The sequence below is a fragment of the Myroides sp. JBRI-B21084 genome (genome assembly GCF_030545015.1).
Taxonomy (GTDB): Bacteria; Bacteroidota; Bacteroidia; order Flavobacteriales; family Flavobacteriaceae; genus Flavobacterium.
On sequence record NZ_CP120653.1, the window covers coordinates 883,557 to 901,171 of the forward strand.

Annotated in this window: 18 protein-coding genes and 5 tRNA genes; 13 read left to right on the forward strand and 10 right to left on the reverse strand. The window is 32.1% G+C overall.

The genetic code is table 11. The features are described 5' to 3' along the window. The first annotated feature begins 81 nt into the window (after positions 1-81). Both P3875_RS04335 and P3875_RS04340 read left to right on the forward strand, forming a co-directional pair. Positions 82-468, forward strand: a complete 387-nt coding sequence (locus P3875_RS04335) for an START-like domain-containing protein (RefSeq protein WP_303445047.1) — start codon at positions 82-84, stop codon at positions 466-468. A gap of 42 nt (positions 469-510) precedes the next feature. Further along, a complete protein-coding gene (locus P3875_RS04340; protein ID WP_303445048.1) occupies positions 511-1,347 on the forward strand; it encodes an aminotransferase class IV in 837 nt (278 codons plus the stop codon). Here the strand turns inward: P3875_RS04340 and P3875_RS04345 are convergent. The 5 genes from P3875_RS04345 to P3875_RS04365 all read right to left on the reverse strand — a co-directional run bounded on the left by P3875_RS04345 (position 1,337) and on the right by P3875_RS04365 (position 5,795). Continuing rightward, positions 1,337-1,897 carry a YqgE/AlgH family protein gene (locus P3875_RS04345; protein WP_303445049.1) on the reverse strand — a complete coding sequence of 187 codons (561 nt, stop codon included), beginning with the start codon at positions 1,895-1,897 and terminating at the stop codon, positions 1,337-1,339. The genes P3875_RS04340 and P3875_RS04345 overlap by 11 nt on opposite strands. Positions 1,898-1,980: 83 nt before the next feature. Next, on the reverse strand, positions 1,981-2,274 hold the full coding sequence (locus P3875_RS04350) for an HU family DNA-binding protein (protein ID WP_303445050.1): 294 nt from the start codon (positions 2,272-2,274) through the stop codon (positions 1,981-1,983). Positions 2,275-2,390: 116 nt separating this feature from the next. Continuing rightward, positions 2,391-3,335, reverse strand: a complete 945-nt coding sequence (fmt, locus tag P3875_RS04355; protein WP_303445051.1) for a methionyl-tRNA formyltransferase — start codon at positions 3,333-3,335, stop codon at positions 2,391-2,393. Beyond that, positions 3,335-5,227 carry a RecQ family ATP-dependent DNA helicase gene (locus P3875_RS04360; protein ID WP_303445052.1) on the reverse strand — a complete coding sequence of 631 codons (1,893 nt, stop codon included), beginning with the start codon at positions 5,225-5,227 and terminating at the stop codon, positions 3,335-3,337. The genes fmt and P3875_RS04360 overlap by 1 nt, the downstream gene beginning before the upstream one ends. 34 nt (positions 5,228-5,261) lie before the next feature. Continuing rightward, a complete protein-coding gene (locus P3875_RS04365; protein WP_303445053.1) occupies positions 5,262-5,795 on the reverse strand; it encodes an ATP-binding protein in 534 nt (177 codons plus the stop codon). A gap of 115 nt (positions 5,796-5,910) precedes the next feature. On the opposite strand from P3875_RS04365, the gene P3875_RS04370 reads away from it, so the two are divergent. The 9 genes from P3875_RS04370 (at position 5,911) to typA (ending at position 11,189) form a co-directional block, all read left to right on the forward strand. After that, a complete protein-coding gene (locus P3875_RS04370) occupies positions 5,911-6,198 on the forward strand; it encodes a DUF493 family protein (protein WP_303445054.1) in 288 nt (95 codons plus the stop codon). A gap of 6 nt (positions 6,199-6,204) precedes the next feature. Further along, positions 6,205-7,017 carry a DUF4290 domain-containing protein gene (locus tag P3875_RS04375; RefSeq protein ID WP_303445055.1) on the forward strand — a complete coding sequence of 271 codons (813 nt, stop codon included), beginning with the start codon at positions 6,205-6,207 and terminating at the stop codon, positions 7,015-7,017. Beyond that, positions 7,017-8,330 (forward strand): UDP-N-acetylglucosamine 1-carboxyvinyltransferase, encoded by a 1,314-nt coding sequence (murA, locus tag P3875_RS04380; protein ID WP_303445056.1) that lies wholly within the window; start codon positions 7,017-7,019, stop codon positions 8,328-8,330. The genes P3875_RS04375 and murA overlap by 1 nt, the downstream gene beginning before the upstream one ends. 174 nt (positions 8,331-8,504) lie before the next feature. Then, positions 8,505-8,576, forward strand: a tRNA-Glu gene (locus P3875_RS04385). A 32-nt stretch (positions 8,577-8,608) separates the two neighbouring features. Further along, positions 8,609-8,680, forward strand: a tRNA-Glu gene (locus P3875_RS04390). A gap of 32 nt (positions 8,681-8,712) precedes the next feature. Next, positions 8,713-8,784 (forward strand) — tRNA-Glu (locus tag P3875_RS04395). Positions 8,785-8,816: 32 nt separating this feature from the next. Continuing rightward, a tRNA-Glu gene (locus P3875_RS04400) sits at positions 8,817-8,888 on the forward strand. 150 nt (positions 8,889-9,038) lie between these two features. Continuing rightward, positions 9,039-9,290 carry a 30S ribosomal protein S20 gene (gene rpsT, locus P3875_RS04405; protein WP_303445057.1) on the forward strand — a complete coding sequence of 84 codons (252 nt, stop codon included), beginning with the start codon at positions 9,039-9,041 and terminating at the stop codon, positions 9,288-9,290. A gap of 99 nt (positions 9,291-9,389) precedes the next feature. Continuing rightward, on the forward strand, positions 9,390-11,189 hold the full coding sequence (gene typA / locus P3875_RS04410) for a translational GTPase TypA (protein WP_303445058.1): 1,800 nt from the start codon (positions 9,390-9,392) through the stop codon (positions 11,187-11,189). A gap of 34 nt (positions 11,190-11,223) precedes the next feature. Here typA and P3875_RS04415 read toward each other — a convergent pair whose 3' ends face one another. The 4 genes from P3875_RS04415 to P3875_RS04430 form a co-directional block, all read right to left on the reverse strand. Beyond that, a complete protein-coding gene (locus P3875_RS04415; protein ID WP_303445059.1) occupies positions 11,224-11,862 on the reverse strand; it encodes a Crp/Fnr family transcriptional regulator in 639 nt (212 codons plus the stop codon). A 1-nt stretch (position 11,863) separates the two neighbouring features. Then, entirely contained in the window at positions 11,864-12,277 is a 414-nt protein-coding gene (locus tag P3875_RS04420) for a DUF6691 family protein (RefSeq protein WP_303445060.1), read from the reverse strand. Between the two features lie 10 nt (positions 12,278-12,287). Next, the gene (locus tag P3875_RS04425) at positions 12,288-12,845 is read right to left on the reverse strand and encodes a YeeE/YedE family protein (RefSeq protein WP_303445061.1); all 558 of its coding nucleotides are present in this window, start codon (positions 12,843-12,845) and stop codon (positions 12,288-12,290) included. A 131-nt stretch (positions 12,846-12,976) separates the two neighbouring features. After that, a tRNA-Pro gene (locus P3875_RS04430) sits at positions 12,977-13,051 on the reverse strand. Positions 13,052-13,217: 166 nt separating this feature from the next. Between P3875_RS04430 and trxB the strand changes: the two genes are divergently transcribed. Both trxB and P3875_RS04440 read left to right on the forward strand, forming a co-directional pair. Next, positions 13,218-14,162 (forward strand): thioredoxin-disulfide reductase, encoded by a 945-nt coding sequence (trxB, locus tag P3875_RS04435; protein WP_303445062.1) that lies wholly within the window; start codon positions 13,218-13,220, stop codon positions 14,160-14,162. Positions 14,163-14,200: 38 nt separating this feature from the next. Beyond that, positions 14,201-15,139 carry an ABC transporter ATP-binding protein gene (locus P3875_RS04440; RefSeq protein ID WP_303445063.1) on the forward strand — a complete coding sequence of 313 codons (939 nt, stop codon included), beginning with the start codon at positions 14,201-14,203 and terminating at the stop codon, positions 15,137-15,139. A gap of 39 nt (positions 15,140-15,178) precedes the next feature. Here P3875_RS04440 and P3875_RS04445 read toward each other — a convergent pair whose 3' ends face one another. Continuing rightward, positions 15,179-17,599 (reverse strand): alpha/beta hydrolase family protein, encoded by a 2,421-nt coding sequence (locus P3875_RS04445; protein WP_303445065.1) that lies wholly within the window; start codon positions 17,597-17,599, stop codon positions 15,179-15,181. Positions 17,600-17,615: the final 16 nt, after the last annotated feature.

Here is a 17,615-nt window from a genome sequence, read left to right on the forward strand (position 1 = left end):
TTATGTAGTTTTTTTTCAATTTTTAACAAAAAAATTTGGTAATAATTTTATTTTTTCTATATTTCGAAAAAAATAATTACTATGAAATCAAAGTTTGAAATTGAGTTTCCTATAACAGCTTCGCCGCAGTTACTCTATCAATATATAGCAACACCATCTGGATTAACTGAGTGGTTTGCCGATGACGTAAATTCTCGTGGCGAATTATTTACATTTATTTGGGGCGATAGTGAAGAAAAGGCAAAATTAGTTACAAAGAAAACCGATGAAAAAGTTAAATTTCGTTGGTTAGATGAAGACGAAGCTGATACTGAGTATTTTTTTGAATTGAGAATTGTATTAGACGAATTAACAAAAGATGTAACTTTATTGGTTATTGATTTTGCAGATGATAATGAAATTAAAGATCAAACCCAATTGTGGAATAATCAAATAGCAGATTTAAAAAAAGTATTAGGGTCTGCTTAAATTTAAAGCCTTATATTTGCTCTGAATTTCAGAGCTTTTTTTATGATTAATTTTAATGGAAATTTAGTAGGACAATCTAACGAAAATATAGAACAGAACAGAGGTTTTTTATACGCCGATGCTGTTTTTGAAACCTTAAAAGTTTTAGAAGGAAAAATACTTTTTTTAGAAGACCATTATTTTAGATTAATGGCAAGCATGCGTATAATTCGTATGGAAATACCTATTGACTTTACATTAGATTACATGGAAACTGAAATTTTAAAGACTACAAAGGCTTTAAACTTAATTAATGCCCGTGTACGCCTTACTGTTTTTAGAAATGGTGAAGGTAAATATTTACCCGAAAAAAGATCAGTTGGTTTTGTTATTGTTGCCGAAGCTGCCGAAACTATTTATACAAATACTAAAGAAACATATGAAATGGAGCTTTTTAAAGATTTTCATGTTTCTAAACATTTATTAAGCACTTTAAAAACTACAAGTTGCTTGGTAAATATTACAGCAAGTATTTTTGCTGAAGAAAATAATTACGACAATTGCTTTTTAATTAATGATGATAAAAATATAATTGAAGCTATTAACGGTAATATTTTTATGGTACAAAACAATACTATTTTTACTCCACCTTTAAGCGATGGTTGTAAAAACGGAATTATTCGTAAAAAAATAATTGAAATAATATCAAAATCAAATGATTATAAATTTGAAGAACGATCTATTTCTCCTTTTGAATTACAAAAAGCCGATGAGATTTTTATTACAAATATTGCCGTAGGTATCCAATCGGTTACAAAATACCGAAAAAAGAGTTATACCAAAGTTGTAGCAAACAATTTATTGGTTAAACTAAATGCACAAATAAAATTTAATTCATAACTGGATCTTCGGGTGCATTTGCCCAAATAATAAATTCATCGCCTAAATCAACCATTAATTCTTTCCATAATTTAATAGGGTTTTTTTCTAAAATATGGTTGGTAAATTGGTTTTCTACACACGTCCATGCTTTTTGGGCAATTTCTTCGTGTAATTGATTTTCTTCCCAACCACTATAACCTAAGAAAAAACGGATGTCGTTTTGGGCAACTTGGTTTGTTTTTAACAATTCAAACAACACTTCATAATCACCACCCCAAAAAATACCATCTTTAATTTCAATACTATTAGGTATTAGTGATGGAATAGTGTGTATAAAGTACAAATTGTCTTGCTCAACGGGGCCACCGTTGTAAATTATAAAGTTAGTATGCGCTTCAGGAATTACATCTTGTAACGATAAATTTAAGGGTTTGTTTAAGATAAAACCAACACTGCCCTTTGCATTATGTTCAGCTAAAAGTAGAACCGATCTACTAAAAACTTTATCTAATAAAATCGAAGAATCCGATATTAAAAGTTTTCCTTTAGTTGGACTTAATTTTTTCATACCAATTTTTTAATTAAAAATATAAAAAAAATAAAAAAAAACCACTCTTTTCAGGTGGTTTTAATTATTTAAAAGAAAAAAAATTATTTTTTCTTTTTAACTGGTGTGTTAACAGAACCATCTAATTCAGCCCCAGCCTTAAATTTTACCACTTTTTTAGCAGCAATTTTAATAGCTTTTCCAGTTTGTGGATTTCTACCTTCTCTTTCAGCTCTTTCAGAAACAGACCAAGATCCAAAACCTACTAAAGAAATTTTATCGCCTTTAGCTAAAGTTTCACCAACATTTTTTAAAAAAGATTCTAAAGCTGATTTAGCAGCTGTTTTGCTAATTCCAGCATCTTCTGCAATTGCATCGATTAATTGTGTTTTGTTCATAATAATTTTTTTGTTGAGTTAATCTTAACATATACAAATTTAAAAGTTAAATTCATTTATACAACTTTTTTTTATAAAAAAATGCTAAAAACTCTTAAAAATAGGTGTAAATAGTATTAATTACATATAGCTTTGTTTGAAAATTGCATTCCGTTAAGTAATTCGGCTGCTGTCATTTTCTTTTTTCCAGGAAATTGTAGTGATAACACTTCTATAAAACCATTGTTTGTAGCTACTTTAATTGTTTTTTTTGACGTTATAAAACTGCCTGGGGTAAAGTTATGTGCTTCTGTAACATAGTTAACATCATGAAATTTTACATTCCATTCGTTATTTTCGTCATGTAAAATGGCGTATGCCGAAGGGTAGGGGTTTAAACCACGTATTAAATTGTAAACTTGTAAGCTTGTGTTGTTAAAATTAATTTTGCAATTATCACGATTTAATTTATAAGCAGTTTTTGTTTCTTCGGTTGGTTGTGTAACAGTTGCAACTTTATTATTAGCTATTAATTGTAATGTTTTTATAACAGTAGTTGCTCCTAAAACCATTAATTTATCGTGTAATTCGCCAGCTGTTTCATTTGGTAAAATGTTTATTTCATCTTTTAAAATAATGGCACCGGTATCAATTTTTTCATCAATAAAAAAAGTGGTAACTCCGGTTTTTTGTTCACCATTTATAATTGCCCAATTTATAGGTGCTGCACCACGGTAATCGGGTAAAAGTGATGCGTGTAAATTAAAAGTGCCAAATTTAGGCATAGCCCAAACTGCTTTTGGAAGCATTCTAAAAGCAACAACTATTTGTAAGTTAGCGTTTAGTGATTGTAATTCGGTAAGAAAATCCTCAGATTTTAGGTTGGTGGGCTGTAAAACTTTTAAGTTGTTTTTTTCGGCATAAATTTTAACTGCAGATTGGTTTATTTTTTGACCTCGACCTGCAGGTTTATCGGGAGCTGTAATTACCGCAGCAATTTCATAGTTGTTTTTTACAATTTCATCTAATATACCCACTGCAAAATCAGGGGTTCCCATAAATACAATTCGTAATTTTTCCATTATAATCTAATATATGTTGTGTTTTGGTATTGGTATTCGTTTTCTTCTATTAATTCGGTTAAGGCCTGCGCTAAGTAATTTGTTTGGTTTATAAAAAGATCTTTTAAATCGTTTAATTCAAAAACATAATCTTTTGGGTAGTTTTTTAGCTGATTTTTTATGTGTTGGGTTGTGTTTTCAGCGTTTTTTTTGTTTTGAATACATGTTGAGCATTTTCCGCAATCATCACCAATTTCTTCGTTAAAATATGCTAATAGTATTTTGTTTTTGCAAATTGTAGTGTTGCTAACATAGTTTAGCATGGCTTTAAATTGCAATTCTTTTATATTGTTAAATTGTGTAAGGTTTTTGGCTACACGATTTATAGTGATATCATCTTCGCGTATTTCGTTAAGTATGATATTGGTATCGTTAGGTGCTTGTGTAAAAGTACAAAAGCCTTTAAATACCCACGATTCAATTACATCGATAATTTTTTGGTTTGGAATTTTTGTTTTTTTAGATAAAACATCAATATCAATAAAAGTTTCGGCTTCGTGAATGCCGCGATAATGATTTAATATGCTAACAAAAATAACTTCTTCTAAGGTATGTTTACTAAAATAAGTAATTGCATCATCAGAACTTAATAGAAAATGAAGGTAATTTTTATATTTAAAATTTTGTTCAAAAGTAAGTACCGATTGGCGATCTAAAAATTCAAAAACATGAAAAGTTTTACTAACTGCCAAGTTGTATTTTTCGCAAAAATCTTTAAAATTAAAACGAATTGTTTGATTGTAACCTTCGCCATAGGCAATTTGAAAATGGTTTACAAAGCGTTTATATACCAATTTCACAAAATTAATTTCAAGTTTATTGTTTTCGTTAAAAGCTGTTGCTTGTGCTATGCTTTTTGCATTTAATAGTAAGGTAGCAAATGCTTTTTGGGTGTCTCTACCGGCTCTACCGGCTTCTTGATAGTAGCTTTCTAAATTGTCGGGTATGTGCAAATGTAAAACGTTGCGAACGTTGGGTTTGTCAATTCCCATACCAAATGCATTAGTTGCAACCATTATTAAAGTAGATTCATTAATCCAATTTGCTAATTTTTCTTTTTTTGATTTAAAATCTAAACCTCCGTGAAAAAAATCGGCCGAAAGCCCATAAGATTTTAAATTTTGAGCCACTTCTACCGTTGCTTTTCTGCTTTTTACATACACAATTGCAGGAGCGTTTGATTTTTTTAAGATTTGAAGCATTAATTCTTCTGAATTCTCATTAAAATATACTCCATAGTGTAATTCACTACGAAAAAACGATTTTTTAAACGTTTGATGGTTTTTAAATTGCAAATTGGTAACAATATCGTTTTGTACACGTTTGTTAGCCGATGCTGTTAAAGCAATAAAAGGTGTATTTGGTAACCATTCTTTTAGTTTGCCTAATTCTAAATAAGCGGGTCTAAAGTCGTGACCCCATTGCGAAATGCAGTGGGCTTCATCAATAGCAACTACATTTATAGGTAATTGAACAATTCTACTTAAAATCCATTCGTTTTTTAAGCGTTCGGGGGCAATGTATAAAAATTTGTAATTGCCGTAAAGTGAATTGTCTAATAAATTTGATATTTCATCGGCAGATAAATTGCCTGAAATGGCTAATGCTTTAATATTGCGTTGTTTTAATTGATCTATTTGATCTTCAATAAGTGCAATTAAAGGCGATATTACTAAACAAATTCCATCAGTAAGTAATGCCGGAATTTGAAAACAAATACTTTTACCACCACCGGTTGGTAGTAATGCAAGTGTATCGTTTCCTTGTACAACAGATTCAATGATTTCTTGTTGTGGAAATCGAAAAGAATCATGGTTCCAATATTTTTTTAAAAGGTGTTGTGCTTCCAGCAATGTATTTTGTTTTTCTTATAAAAATACAGAAAAGTTACAAATTATTTAAAATAAAAGCAATTCTAGTTTCTATGTCGGTTTTTGGTACTTCTTGTAAATGGTATCCGTAATTTTGGTAGGTTTCAACCAAATGATTATGAATTAGTTTTGCTTGTTCAAAATTTTCATATCGTTCATTATCGCTTTCATAAATTTCTTCCCAAGGAGGCATAATAAAAATTTTAGAATAGCGATGTTCTTTGCAAGCATCATCAAAAACAGTTGGGTAAGCATCGCCAATATAATGCATATAGGCTAAAACATCGGGTATGCCTCTATCGATAAATATATGTTGAGCTTTTTCCGATAACGCATTTTTAAATTGATCTATACGCCCTTTTAAAAGTAATTCGCTAAATAAAAGAGGTTCTTTTAAAAACAATTGGTCTATACCTGTTTTTTGGGCTTCTAAAGTAACCTGTCGCGAAATTTCGGGGTAACAAACGTATCCCTTTTCTGCTAATTTATTAATTACAGAAGTTTTGCCCGAACCTGGACCGCCTATTAATAAGATAATTTTTTTATCCACTTTAAAATATCAAAACGCAAAATTAATATAAAAATTAAAACTAATAATCAAATTAAATCTATAATTAGTATATTTACCTTAATCTAGCGTATATTTGTGCTAATTTTTAATAATTATGGATCAGAAAGCAGAAGAATTTTATGCACGCTTAAAAGCCGAGTTAGAGAATACTACCGAAAAATGGCCGGTAGAATATTTATATAAATTTATAATACCTGCCAGCGATGAAAAAATTGCTTTAATTGAGAAAGCTTTTAATAATATGGGGGCTGTAATAACTACAAATAAATCAAAAAACGGAAATTATTCTAGTGTTTCTATAAACGTTGTAATGCAAAGTGCAGATGCTATTATAGAGAAATACCAACAAGTTTCAACAATAGAAGGCATTATTTCCTTGTAAAAAAATATGAAATTTAATCCTAAAGAAGCAATAAATAATTTAGAATACAATACCAACCGTAGGGATTTGGTGTTGCCTGAATATGGTAGGCATTTACAAAAGCTAATAGACCAAGTAATTGTAATTAAAGATATTGAAGAGCGCAATAAAGCCGCCCGTGCTGTTATTGATATTATGGGAACCATAAATCCGCATTTGCGCGATGTGTTAGATTTTCAACACAAATTATGGGATCAGCTTTTTAAAATGTCTCGATTTGAATTAGATGTAGATTCACCTTATGAAAAACCAAAATCAGTAACTAATTTTAACGAACCAATTTTAATTGAATATCCTAAAAACAATCAAAAATATCGTTTTTACGGTACAAATATTGTTGAAATGATTCAAGAAGCAATTGGTTGGGAAGATGGTGAACGTAAAGATGCTTTAATTATGGTTATTGCTAACCATATGAAAAAAAGTTATGTTAATTGGAACAATGAATCGGTTGAAGACACTGTGATTTTTCAGCATTTAAAAGAACTTTCAAATGGCAAAATTGATTTAACAAATGGGGTAGACGATAATAACAATTCGGTAAACTTAGCAAAAGCAAATAATCGTACAAATACCTATCAAAATAACCGAAACAGCCAAAGTGGTAACAATAACAACCGCAACAATCAGTTTCAAAATCGAAATAATTCAGGCACTAACAACAATACACAACGCAATAATTCAAACAATAAACAAAGTAACAATACCAATAATCGCTTTGTTAAAAAAAACAATACAAATAATAATTCATCTAAAAATACAAACAGAAACACAAACTAATGGGAACATTTAAAATAGAAGGTGGTCATACATTAAATGGAGTTGTACAACCACAAGGCGCTAAAAACGAAGCACTTCAAATTTTGTGTGCTGTATTGTTAACAGATGAAAAAATTACAATAACAAACATTCCAGATATTATCGACGTAAATAAATTAATTACGTTGTTAAAAAACTTAGGTGTTAAAATAGAAAAAACAGCAAAGGGGACTTATACTTTTCTAGCCGATGAGGTAAATGTAAATTATTTAGAAACCGAAGCTTTTAAAAAAGAAGGTGGTGCTTTACGTGGGTCTATAATGATTGTTGGTCCATTATTGGCACGTTTTGGTAAAGGATTTATTCCAAAACCAGGAGGTGATAAAATTGGTCGCCGACGTTTAGATACCCATTTTGAAGGCTTTATAAATTTAGGTGCGAAATTTAGATACGTACGTGAAGAACATTTTTATGGCGTAGAAGCACCTAATGGCTTAACCGGAAGTTATATGTTGTTAGATGAGGCATCGGTTACCGGTACAGCAAATATTGTGATGGCTGCTGTTTTAGCAAAAGGTGTTACCACAATATACAATGCGGCTTGTGAACCTTATTTGCAACAATTGTGCAAAATGTTAAATGCAATGGGAGCTAAAATTACTGGTGTAGGTTCTAATTTATTAACTATTGAAGGGGTAGAAAAATTAAGTGGTTGCACACATGCTATTTTACCCGATATGATAGAAATTGGTTCGTGGATTGGTTTAGCAGCTATGACTCGTAGTGAAATTACAATCAAAAATGTAAGTTGGGAAAACTTAGGAGTAATACCCACAGCTTTTAGAAAATTAGGGATAACCATTGAACGAGTTAACGATGATATTTACATACCTGCACATACAAATGGTTACGAAATTAAAGGCGATATTGATGGATCTATTTTAACAGTTTCTGATGCGCCTTGGCCAGGATTAACCCCCGATTTATTAAGTATATTTTTGGTTGTTGCAACACAAGCACGCGGCGAAGTGTTGATTCACCAAAAAATGTTTGAATCACGTTTATTTTTTGTGGATAAATTGATTGATATGGGGGCTAAGATTATTTTATGTGATCCACACCGTGCGGTTATTATTGGGCACGATTTTAAATCGCAATTAAAAGCTACCAAAATGACATCGCCTGATATACGTGCCGGAATTTCGTTGCTTATTGCAGCCTTATCGGCAAAAGGAACAAGTGTTATACAAAATATAGATCAAATAGATCGTGGATATGAAAATATCGATGGACGTTTATTGGCTTTAGGTGCAAAAATTGAACGAACTGAATAAGATGTAATAAAAATATCTGCATAAATTTAAATTTCGTTTGGTAATTAAAAATTTATGCAGATATTTGCACTCGCAATAAAAAAGCACACTGTTCTTTGTAAGATAAAAAAAGTAAAAAATAATTTGTAGGTTTTAAAAATAATAGTACTTTTGCAACCGCAAATACAAAATAACGGTCCGTTCGTCTAGGGGTTAGGACGCCAGGTTTTCATCCTGGTAACAGGGGTTCGATTCCCCTACGGACTACAAAAGGTTACTATCATCCTTTGAAAAATGATGGCCCGTTCGTCTATCGGTTAGGACGCCAGGTTTTCATCCTGGTAAGAAGGGTTCGATTCCCTTACGGGCTACAAAAGGTTTCTATCATCCTTTAAAAAATGATGGCCCGTTCGTCTATCGGTTAGGACGCCAGGTTTTCATCCTGGTAAGAAGGGTTCGATTCCCTTACGGGCTACAAAAGGTTTCTATCATCCTTTAAAAAATGATGGCCCGTTCGTCTATCGGTTAGGACGCCAGGTTTTCATCCTGGTAAGAAGGGTTCGATTCCCTTACGGGCTACTATTAGTTGTAAATAAGTTTTGTAGAATAATTGTCAGTGTCTCGGCTGTTATTTTATTAGTTAAAACCAAAGTGATTTTTAAAATTGTGGGAGGTTTTTCTTTTTTAACTAAAAGTTTTAAAAATAATTACAATTAAAAAGATTAAAAAATGGCAAATCACAAGTCAGCTTTAAAAAGAATCAGAAGCAACGAAAAGAAAAGAGTATTAAACAAGTATCAACACAAAACTACTCGTAATGCAATTAAAGCTTTACGTTTAATTGAAAACAAATCAGAAGCTACTGAAAAGTTAGTTGTTGTTACTTCAATGATCGATAAATTAGCTAAAAAGAATATCATACATTCTAACAAAGCAGCTAACTTAAAATCTAAATTAACAAAACACGTTAACGCACTTTAATTAGTTAATGTTTTTGAGATATATAACACTTAAGCTCTCCTTAACCGAGGGCTTTTTGTTGTTAAATAGCATTTGCAAAATAAAAGAAACTTTATTTTTATGACCCAAATAAGAAATATCGCAATTATTGCACACGTTGACCACGGTAAAACTACTATGGTTGACAAAATTATGTATCATTGTCAATTGTTTAGAGAGAATGAAAATACAGGTGATTTAATCCTTGATAACAACGATTTAGAACGCGAACGTGGAATTACAATCGTTTCTAAAAACGTATCGGTACAATACAAAGGAACAAAAATCAACATTATTGATACTCCTGGACACGCTGATTTTGGAGGTGAAGTGGAACGTGTTTTAAACATGGCCGATGGTGTTTTGCTAATTGTTGATGCATTTGAAGGGCCTATGCCACAAACGCGTTTTGTATTGCAAAAAGCTATTGAATTAGGTTTAAAGCCTTGTGTGGTTATTAATAAAGTTGATAAAGAGAACTGTACACCAGACGAAGTTCACGAAAAAGTTTTCGATTTAATGTTTGAATTAGGTGCAGAAGAATGGCAATTAGATTTCCCTTCGGTTTATGGTTCAGCTAAAAATAACTGGATGAGTACCGATTGGAAACAACCTACCGATTCAATGGAAGCATTGTTAGAAATGGTTATTGAACACGTACCTGCTGCTGAAGAAAAACAAGGAACACCACAAATGTTAATTACTTCGTTAGACTTTTCATCGTTTACAGGGCGTATCGCAATTGGGCGTTTACACCGTGGAGTTTTACGCGAAGGAATGAATATTTCGTTAATTAAACGCGAAGGTGGAATTGTAAAATCAAGAATTAAAGAACTATACACTTTTGAAGGTTTAGGCCGAATGAAAGTTGAAGAGGTTAAAGCTGGTGATATTTGTGCTGTTGTAGGTATTGAAGGTTTTGAAATTGGTGATTGTATTGCTGATTTTGAAAACCCTGAAGGTTTAGAAACCATTAAAATTGATGAGCCTACAATGAGTATGTTGTTCACTATTAATGATTCACCTTTCTTTGGAAAAGAAGGTAAGTTTGTAACTAGCCGCCATATTAAAGATCGTTTAACCAAAGAATTAGAGAAAAACTTAGCGTTACGCGTTAACGAAACAGATTCTGCAGATAAATTCATGGTTTTTGGTCGTGGTGTTTTACACTTATCAGTTTTAATTGAAACAATGCGTCGTGAAGGGTACGAATTACAAATTGGTCAACCACAAGTAATCATTAAAGAAATTGATGGTGTTAAATGTGAACCTGTTGAAGAATTAACTATTGATATTCCTGAAAATTTATCAGGTCGTGCAGTAGAGTTTGTTACATTACGTAAAGGTGAAATGTTATCAATGGAACCTCGTGGCGAGCGTATGATTATTGTTTTCAATATACCATCTCGCGGAATTATCGGTTTACGTAACCAATTATTAACTGCAACGGCTGGTGAAGCAATTATGTCGCACCGTTTCTTAGAATACCAACCATACAAAGGCGAAATTGCCGGACGTAACAATGGTTCTTTAATTTCTATGGAAAACGGTAAGGCAATTCCTTACTCTATTGATAAATTACAAGAGCGTGGTAAATTCTTTGTTGATCCAAACGAAGATATTTACGAAGGACAAGTAATTGGTGAAAATTCTCGTGGTGATGATATGACAGTAAATGTTACTAAAACCAAAAAATTAACCAACGTACGTTCTTCTGGTGCCGATGATAAAGCAAGAATTATTCCTGCTATTAAATTTTCGTTAGAAGAAGCTTTAGAATACATTCAAAAAGATGAATATGTAGAAGTAACTCCAAAATCGTTACGTTTACGTAAAATTTATTTGAATGAAAACGATAGAAAACGTTACAAAATTGATTAATAATAATAAGGCTACCAAATTTGGTAGCCTTTTTTTATTGTAAAAACTCAATTGTGTTGCGGTTTAGTTTTATGTTGCCATTGTTTTCAAGGGCTTTTAAAAGTCTTGAGATTACTACTCGGGAACTGTTTAATTCATTTGCAATTTCTTGATGTGTGGTTGTAATAAACTTTGAGTTGTTTATTTTACATTTTTCTTTTAAATAATTTAACAAGCGTTCATTCATATTCATAAACGCAATATTATCAATTGCATTAAGCATTTCATTAAAACGGTTGTTGTAACTTTCAAAAACAAAAGTTCGCCAACTTTTATATTTAGCAAGCCATTCTTCCATTTTTGTAACCGGTATCATGGCAACTAAACCATTGGTTTCGGCAATGGCCCTAATTTCACTTTTTTTATCGCCTAAACAGCAGTTAAGAGTCATTGAACAAGTGTCGCCTTTTTCTAAAAAGTATAATAAAAGTTCGCCAGTATCAAAATCTTCGCGCATAATTTTTATAGCACCATTAATTAAAAGGGGCATTGTTTTAATGTATTTGCCAATATCAATCAAAACATCACCTTCTTTAAAAGATACTAATTGCGCAACCAAAATTATTTCGTTTACTAATTCCTTTTCAAAAATAGTACCGTAAGTTTCTTTAATTAACTCTTCAACTGTTTTCATATTAATGCGGTAGTTTGTTTTTTAACAGTCCGTAAAACCATGTGCCTAAAACTGCACCTAAAATTACTATTAAAATTGGAAAATAACCTGCACCAGTAAGTACAAACATAGGACCCGGACACGCGCCTGCTAAAGCCCAACCTAATCCAAATAAAATACCACCAATTAAATAACGGGCAATACTTTTTTCTTTATCCGCAATGTGAATTTTGTTACCGTTAATGTCTTTTACTTGTTTCGATTTGATAAACTGAATTGCTAAAATACCTGTAACTAATGCGGTTCCCATTAAACCGTACATATGTATAGATTGAAATTGAAACATTTCGTAAATTCTAAACCACGAAGCAGCTTCGGACTTATACATTACAATTCCAAAAAAAACACCAATGGATAAATAAATTATATTTTTCATAGATAGTAAATTAAAAAATGAAAGGAAAAATGACATGTACCATTATTAAACCACCAATAAAAAAACCTATGGTAGCAATAAGCGATGGTATTTGTAAGTTGCTAATACCAGATATTGAATGCCCCGAGGTGCAACCACCAGCATAACGCGATCCAAAACCTACTAAAACACCTCCAATTAATAAAATAATAATTGTTTTAGGAGATGATAGTGCTTCAGAACCAAATAGTTCAATTGGTGTGTAGGTTGATCCCGCGCTTTCTATACCCATTTGGTGTAATTGTTCAATAGTTTGTTGGTTTATATTTGGTATTTGGTTGTCCGATAAATAATGCGTTGCAATAAATCCACCAATAATTGCACCAAGCATTACTAACAAATTCCAACGTTGCAGTTTCCAATCAAAGCAAAAAAAGTCACAGGTTTTATTGGCGCCACAAATAGTACATAATGTTCGCAAATTTGCCGACATACCAAAATTTTTACCAACAACTAACAATATAAACATTGTTAAAGTAATTAAAGGGCCACTAATATACCAAGGCCAAGGTTGTAAAATCCAATCCATATATATTAAAAATTTAATGCAAAGATGTTTATTAAAAATTAAAAGTTGTGTTACAAAAGTTACTTAAGTGTAATTTTATTAAAAGACATAAAAAAAAAGCCTATAAAAATAATTTATAGACTTTTAAAGTGTCGGGGTGGCAGGATTCGAACCTGCGACCTCCTGGTCCCAAACCAGGCGCGATGACCGGGCTACGCTACACCCCGTGTATTGCTTAAATAATACGGTGCAAATGTAAGCGTTTTTTTTAGATATCCTAAAAAAATATATAAAAAATATTGATAACAGTATAGTTATTTAAAAATGAACTTTGTTTTCATATCCGTTTATAAATACCTATTTTTGTATTCACAAAATTTCAATAAAAAAAGTATGTCAACAACAATAGAAACAGTGAAATGTTTAATTATTGGTTCGGGACCAGCAGGTTATACTGCGGCTATATATGCTGCACGTGCTAATATGAATCCGGTTTTATATCAAGGAATGCAACCAGGCGGACAGCTAACAACAACTAACGAGGTTGAAAACTTTCCGGGTTATCCAGACGGTGTTACCGGACCAGAAATGATGATGCAATTGCAAGCACAAGCAAAACGCTTTGGTACCGATGTACGAGATGGTTTTGCAACAAAAGTTGATTTAACAGGCGATATTAAAAAAGTTTGGATAAACGATACTATTGAAGTTCATGCTAAAACTGTAATTATTTCAACTGGTGCAACAGCAAAATATTTAGGTTTACCTTCAGAACAACATTATTTGCAAATGGGTGGGGGTGTATCTGCTTGTGCTGTATGCGATGGTTTTTTCTACCGTAATCAAGAGGTTGTTATAGTTGGTGCAGGCGATTCAGCTTGTGAAGAAGCACACTATTTATCACATTTGTGTAAAAAAGTTACCATGTTGGTACGTTCTGAAAAGTTTCGCGCATCAAAAATCATGGAAGAACGCGTTAAAAATACAGCAAATATTGAAATTTTAATGAGTACCGAAATTGATGAAGTTTTAGGTGATGGACAAATTGTAAATGGTGTACGCGTTGTAAATTCTTCAACTGGCGAAAAACATGAAATTGCAGTAACCGGTGTTTTTGTAGCTATTGGTCACAAACCAAATACCGATATTTTTGCAGGTCAATTAACAATGGATGAAACTGGATATTTAATTACCGAAGGGAAAACATCTAAAACAAATATTCCTGGCGTTTTTGCTTGTGGCGATGTACAAGATAAAGATTACCGCCAAGCAATTACAGCTGCCGGATCGGGTTGTATTGCAGCTTTAGATGCCGAACGTTATATAGCAAGTTTATAATTTTATATTTACAGGCGACTTCGGTCGCCTTTTTATTTATGTTGCAGCTTAATCAACTTTCTTTTTCATATCAAAATTCTTTAGTTATAAACCATGTAAGTTTTCAGCTTAGTAGTGGAAAATCTTATGCTTTGATAGGGGCAAGTGGCAGCGGAAAATCTACCTTATTAAAGCTTATTTATGGTTTGTTAGATGCTAATTCAGGTTCTATTTTTTGGAACGATACTCAAATTTTAGGTCCGGCATATCATTTAGTTCCAGGTATGGATTTTATAAAATATTTGGCACAAGATTTTGATTTAATGCCCTTTGTTTCGGTAGAAGAAAATGTAGGACGATTTCTTTCTAATTTCTATCTAAAAGAAAAAAAACAACGTGTGGCAGAATTACTAGAATTAGTAGGTATGACCGAATTTGCAAATGTTAAAGCTAAGTTTTTAAGTGGCGGACAAATGCAACGCACAGCGCTAGCAAAGGTTTTGGCATTGCAACCTCAAGTGTTGTTACTTGATGAGCCTTTCTCACATATCGATTTTCATCTTAAATCACAATTAGCGCAACATGTGTTTGATTATTGTAAAAGCAATGGAATAACGGTTATTTACACTTCGCACACACCTAATGAAATTTTAATGTTTTCTGATGAGGTTTTGGTTATGCAAGCAGGTAAATTAATTGAAAAACAAACTACAATTAATGTTTATAAAAATCCTAAAAGTATATATTCTGCGCAATTAACAGGAGAAATTAATAGTATTCCAGCTAGATATTTTGGTTTTGATAACGATGAAACTTTTTTATTAAGACCTCATGAATTAGTTGTTGATTCCACAGGATTTGAAGTTACTGTTACTGCTTGTAATTTTGTAGGTTCGTACTATGTAATAAGTGCTAATTTAAATGATGTTTCTGTGAAAATTCAAAGCAATGAATCAATAGAAATTGAAAAAAAAATAAAAATCTCAATTACCTCATAAAAAGTAAAATCGCTGACATTTCTGTCAGCGATTTTGTTTTTATTTATTTTTTAAATGCTTGTCTAAAAACTGTTCTTGTTCCCATAGCAGGTGCAAAATGTTTTCTTTAGCAACATAACTGTGACTTTCTTTTGGTAAAATTACCATACGCACAGGTGCACCCAAGCCTTTTAAAGCCTGAAAATATCGCTCGGTTTGTAATGTAAATGTTCCTGGGTTATTATCGGCTTCGCCATGCACTAATAATAAAGGCGTTTTCATTTTTTCGGCATTCATAAAAGGCGACATGGTATTGTAAATGTTTGGTACTTCCCAATAATTACGCTGTTCACTTTGAAAACCAAACGGGGTTAATGTACGGTTATAAGCACCTGAACGTGCAATACCACAGGCAAATAATTTAGTGTGGGCTAGTAAATTTGCGGTCATAAAAGCGCCGTATGAGTGTCCACCAACACCAACTTTTGTTCTATCTATATAACCTAACTTATCTACAGCATCAATTGCAGCTTCGGCATTCATTGCTAATTGTTCTAAAAAAGTATCGTTTGGTTCTTGAGTTCCTTCGCCAATAATAGGAAAAGCGGCATCGTCTAAAACAGCATAACCTTTTGCAGCCCAATATACAAACGATCCGTAGTAAGGAAAAGTAAATTCATTAGGGTTTGCAGCTGTTTGCCCTGCACTGTTTTTGTCTTTATACTCTGTTGGATATGCCCAAATTAATAAAGGTAATTTTTCGGTTGGATTTTTACGATTGTATCCTGCTGGAAGATATAACGTACCCGAAAGTTCTACTCCATCTTTTCGTTTGTATTTAATAACTTCTTTATGTACATCTTTAATACTTTCAAACGGATTTTTGTTGAATGTAATTTGTTTTAAATCGTTTTTAGATTTAATATTTCTAAAATAGTAGTTTGGATAATCACTTTTAGATTGAATGTTTACTAAAATATTGCCCTTTTTAATGTCGATGATTTCAGAAATGGTTTCAATTTTTTCTGTAAATTTAGATTGATACAAACGTTTTGTTTTTAGTGAAGCCAAATCTAATTCATCAATAAAAGGAAATTGACCTTCTTTGGTGTGTCCTTCTCCAATTAAATACAATTTATTGCTTTCTTTTTGTAAAATTTGTCTACCCAAAGTATTCTTTTTTGTTTGAAAATCTCCTGGATCAGTGTAAATATCTTGATAGTTTCTATCCCAAATAGTAACTAAATCCGATTTTTTTGTTGGATTAAATAAATACGTTTTAATATTACGTGTATCGTACCATTGGTCGTAAACAATAGCCGTTTCATCATCGCCCCAAGCAATGCCACCGTAACGTTGTGGTGTTTTTGTAAGCAATTCAGGGTTGTTTGTAAAAGGTGCTTCCCAGGTGTACAACGCATCTCTATGACTTACATTTTTAGCAGGATCGCCACCATCTAAAGCTTCTACAAAAAACAAAGTAGCAGGTTTGTCGTTTCTCCAACTCATGCTGCGTTTACCTTCTCTTACAGCCATAAAGCCTTTAGGCATAACTTCGTTCAAAGGTATTTCGTTTACCACTTTTAAAATAGTACCTTCTGCGTTGTAAGCAGTAGTTTTCATAGGAAATCTACTTAAAGGGACTAGGTACGAAAATGGTTTTTGAATGGTTGTAAGTAACATATAATTTCCGTCGGGCGAAAAAGTTTCACCCGCGTACATATCTGCTTTTTTAAAAAGCTTTTTGTTTCCGTTTAAATCAACCGTGTAAAGTTCTGATGTTACTATTGTTTCAAAATTAGCTTCGTCGGTTTTGTTTTTTAACAAATCTTGGTACGTTCTGTTTTGTGAAACAACACCTTCTTCGGCTGTAGAAACTATAGGACCGCTTGGTATTGCTTTTGCTGCATTAATTAATTGATTTCTGTTTTCAGGCATCACTTTAATTAACATTTGTGTACTGTTTTTATACCAAGTTATAGGATTGCCTAAGTTGGCGTTTAATACAGCTTCGGTTAATTTTGTTGCAGTTGCGGTTTGTAAATCAAGTATCCATAATTCGTTACCTGTTGCTGTAGTGTTTGTAAACGCTAATTTAGTTTCGTTTGGTGCCCATGTCATATTGCTAATTAAAGCGTTTGCAGGTAACCCTTTTACAGTAGTTTCGGTTTTATCGTTTGTTTTTTTAATTTTTATATTATTTATGAACGATGTAGTGCTACTAATATTGGTATTAGGATTGATACGCAGCCCACCTAAACGCAATTCATCTTGATTTAATTCTTCAAGATTTTTATACGTATTACGGTACGATAATATCATCCATTCTTTATTAGTATTCATAGAAACAGATGGTGCACGTTCAAAATCGGCTAATTGTAAAATTTCTTTCGATGGTTTCTGAAAAGTAATATTTTCTTGTGCAGTCATAGGCGCTGTGGCTAACAATAATGCTAATAAGGTTTTTATAATTCGTTTCATTTATTAGGATTGTATT

Excerpts from the sequence above, each read along its gene's own strand:
- typA (WP_303445058.1), top strand. The coding sequence starts at position 9,390 with ATGACCCAAATAAGAAATATCGCAATTATTGCACACGTTGACCACGGT.
- P3875_RS04340 (WP_303445048.1), top strand. The coding sequence starts at position 511 with ATGATTAATTTTAATGGAAATTTAGTAGGACAATCTAACGAAAATATA.
- P3875_RS04445 (WP_303445065.1), bottom strand. The coding sequence starts at position 17,599 with ATGAAACGAATTATAAAAACCTTATTAGCATTATTGTTAGCCACAGCG.
- P3875_RS04350 (WP_303445050.1), bottom strand. The coding sequence starts at position 2,274 with ATGAACAAAACACAATTAATCGATGCAATTGCAGAAGATGCTGGAATT.
- fmt (WP_303445051.1), bottom strand. The coding sequence starts at position 3,335 with ATGGAAAAATTACGAATTGTATTTATGGGAACCCCTGATTTTGCAGTG.
- murA (WP_303445056.1), top strand. The coding sequence starts at position 7,017 with ATGGGAACATTTAAAATAGAAGGTGGTCATACATTAAATGGAGTTGTA.
- P3875_RS04335 (WP_303445047.1), top strand. The coding sequence starts at position 82 with ATGAAATCAAAGTTTGAAATTGAGTTTCCTATAACAGCTTCGCCGCAG.
- P3875_RS04425 (WP_303445061.1), bottom strand. The coding sequence starts at position 12,845 with ATGGATTGGATTTTACAACCTTGGCCTTGGTATATTAGTGGCCCTTTA.
- P3875_RS04375 (WP_303445055.1), top strand. The coding sequence starts at position 6,205 with ATGAAATTTAATCCTAAAGAAGCAATAAATAATTTAGAATACAATACC.
- P3875_RS04440 (WP_303445063.1), top strand. The coding sequence starts at position 14,201 with ATGTTGCAGCTTAATCAACTTTCTTTTTCATATCAAAATTCTTTAGTT.
- P3875_RS04415 (WP_303445059.1), bottom strand. The coding sequence starts at position 11,862 with ATGAAAACAGTTGAAGAGTTAATTAAAGAAACTTACGGTACTATTTTT.
- P3875_RS04370 (WP_303445054.1), top strand. The coding sequence starts at position 5,911 with ATGGATCAGAAAGCAGAAGAATTTTATGCACGCTTAAAAGCCGAGTTA.
- P3875_RS04420 (WP_303445060.1), bottom strand. The coding sequence starts at position 12,277 with ATGAAAAATATAATTTATTTATCCATTGGTGTTTTTTTTGGAATTGTA.
- rpsT (WP_303445057.1), top strand. The coding sequence starts at position 9,039 with ATGGCAAATCACAAGTCAGCTTTAAAAAGAATCAGAAGCAACGAAAAG.
- P3875_RS04345 (WP_303445049.1), bottom strand. The coding sequence starts at position 1,897 with ATGAAAAAATTAAGTCCAACTAAAGGAAAACTTTTAATATCGGATTCT.
- trxB (WP_303445062.1), top strand. The coding sequence starts at position 13,218 with ATGTCAACAACAATAGAAACAGTGAAATGTTTAATTATTGGTTCGGGA.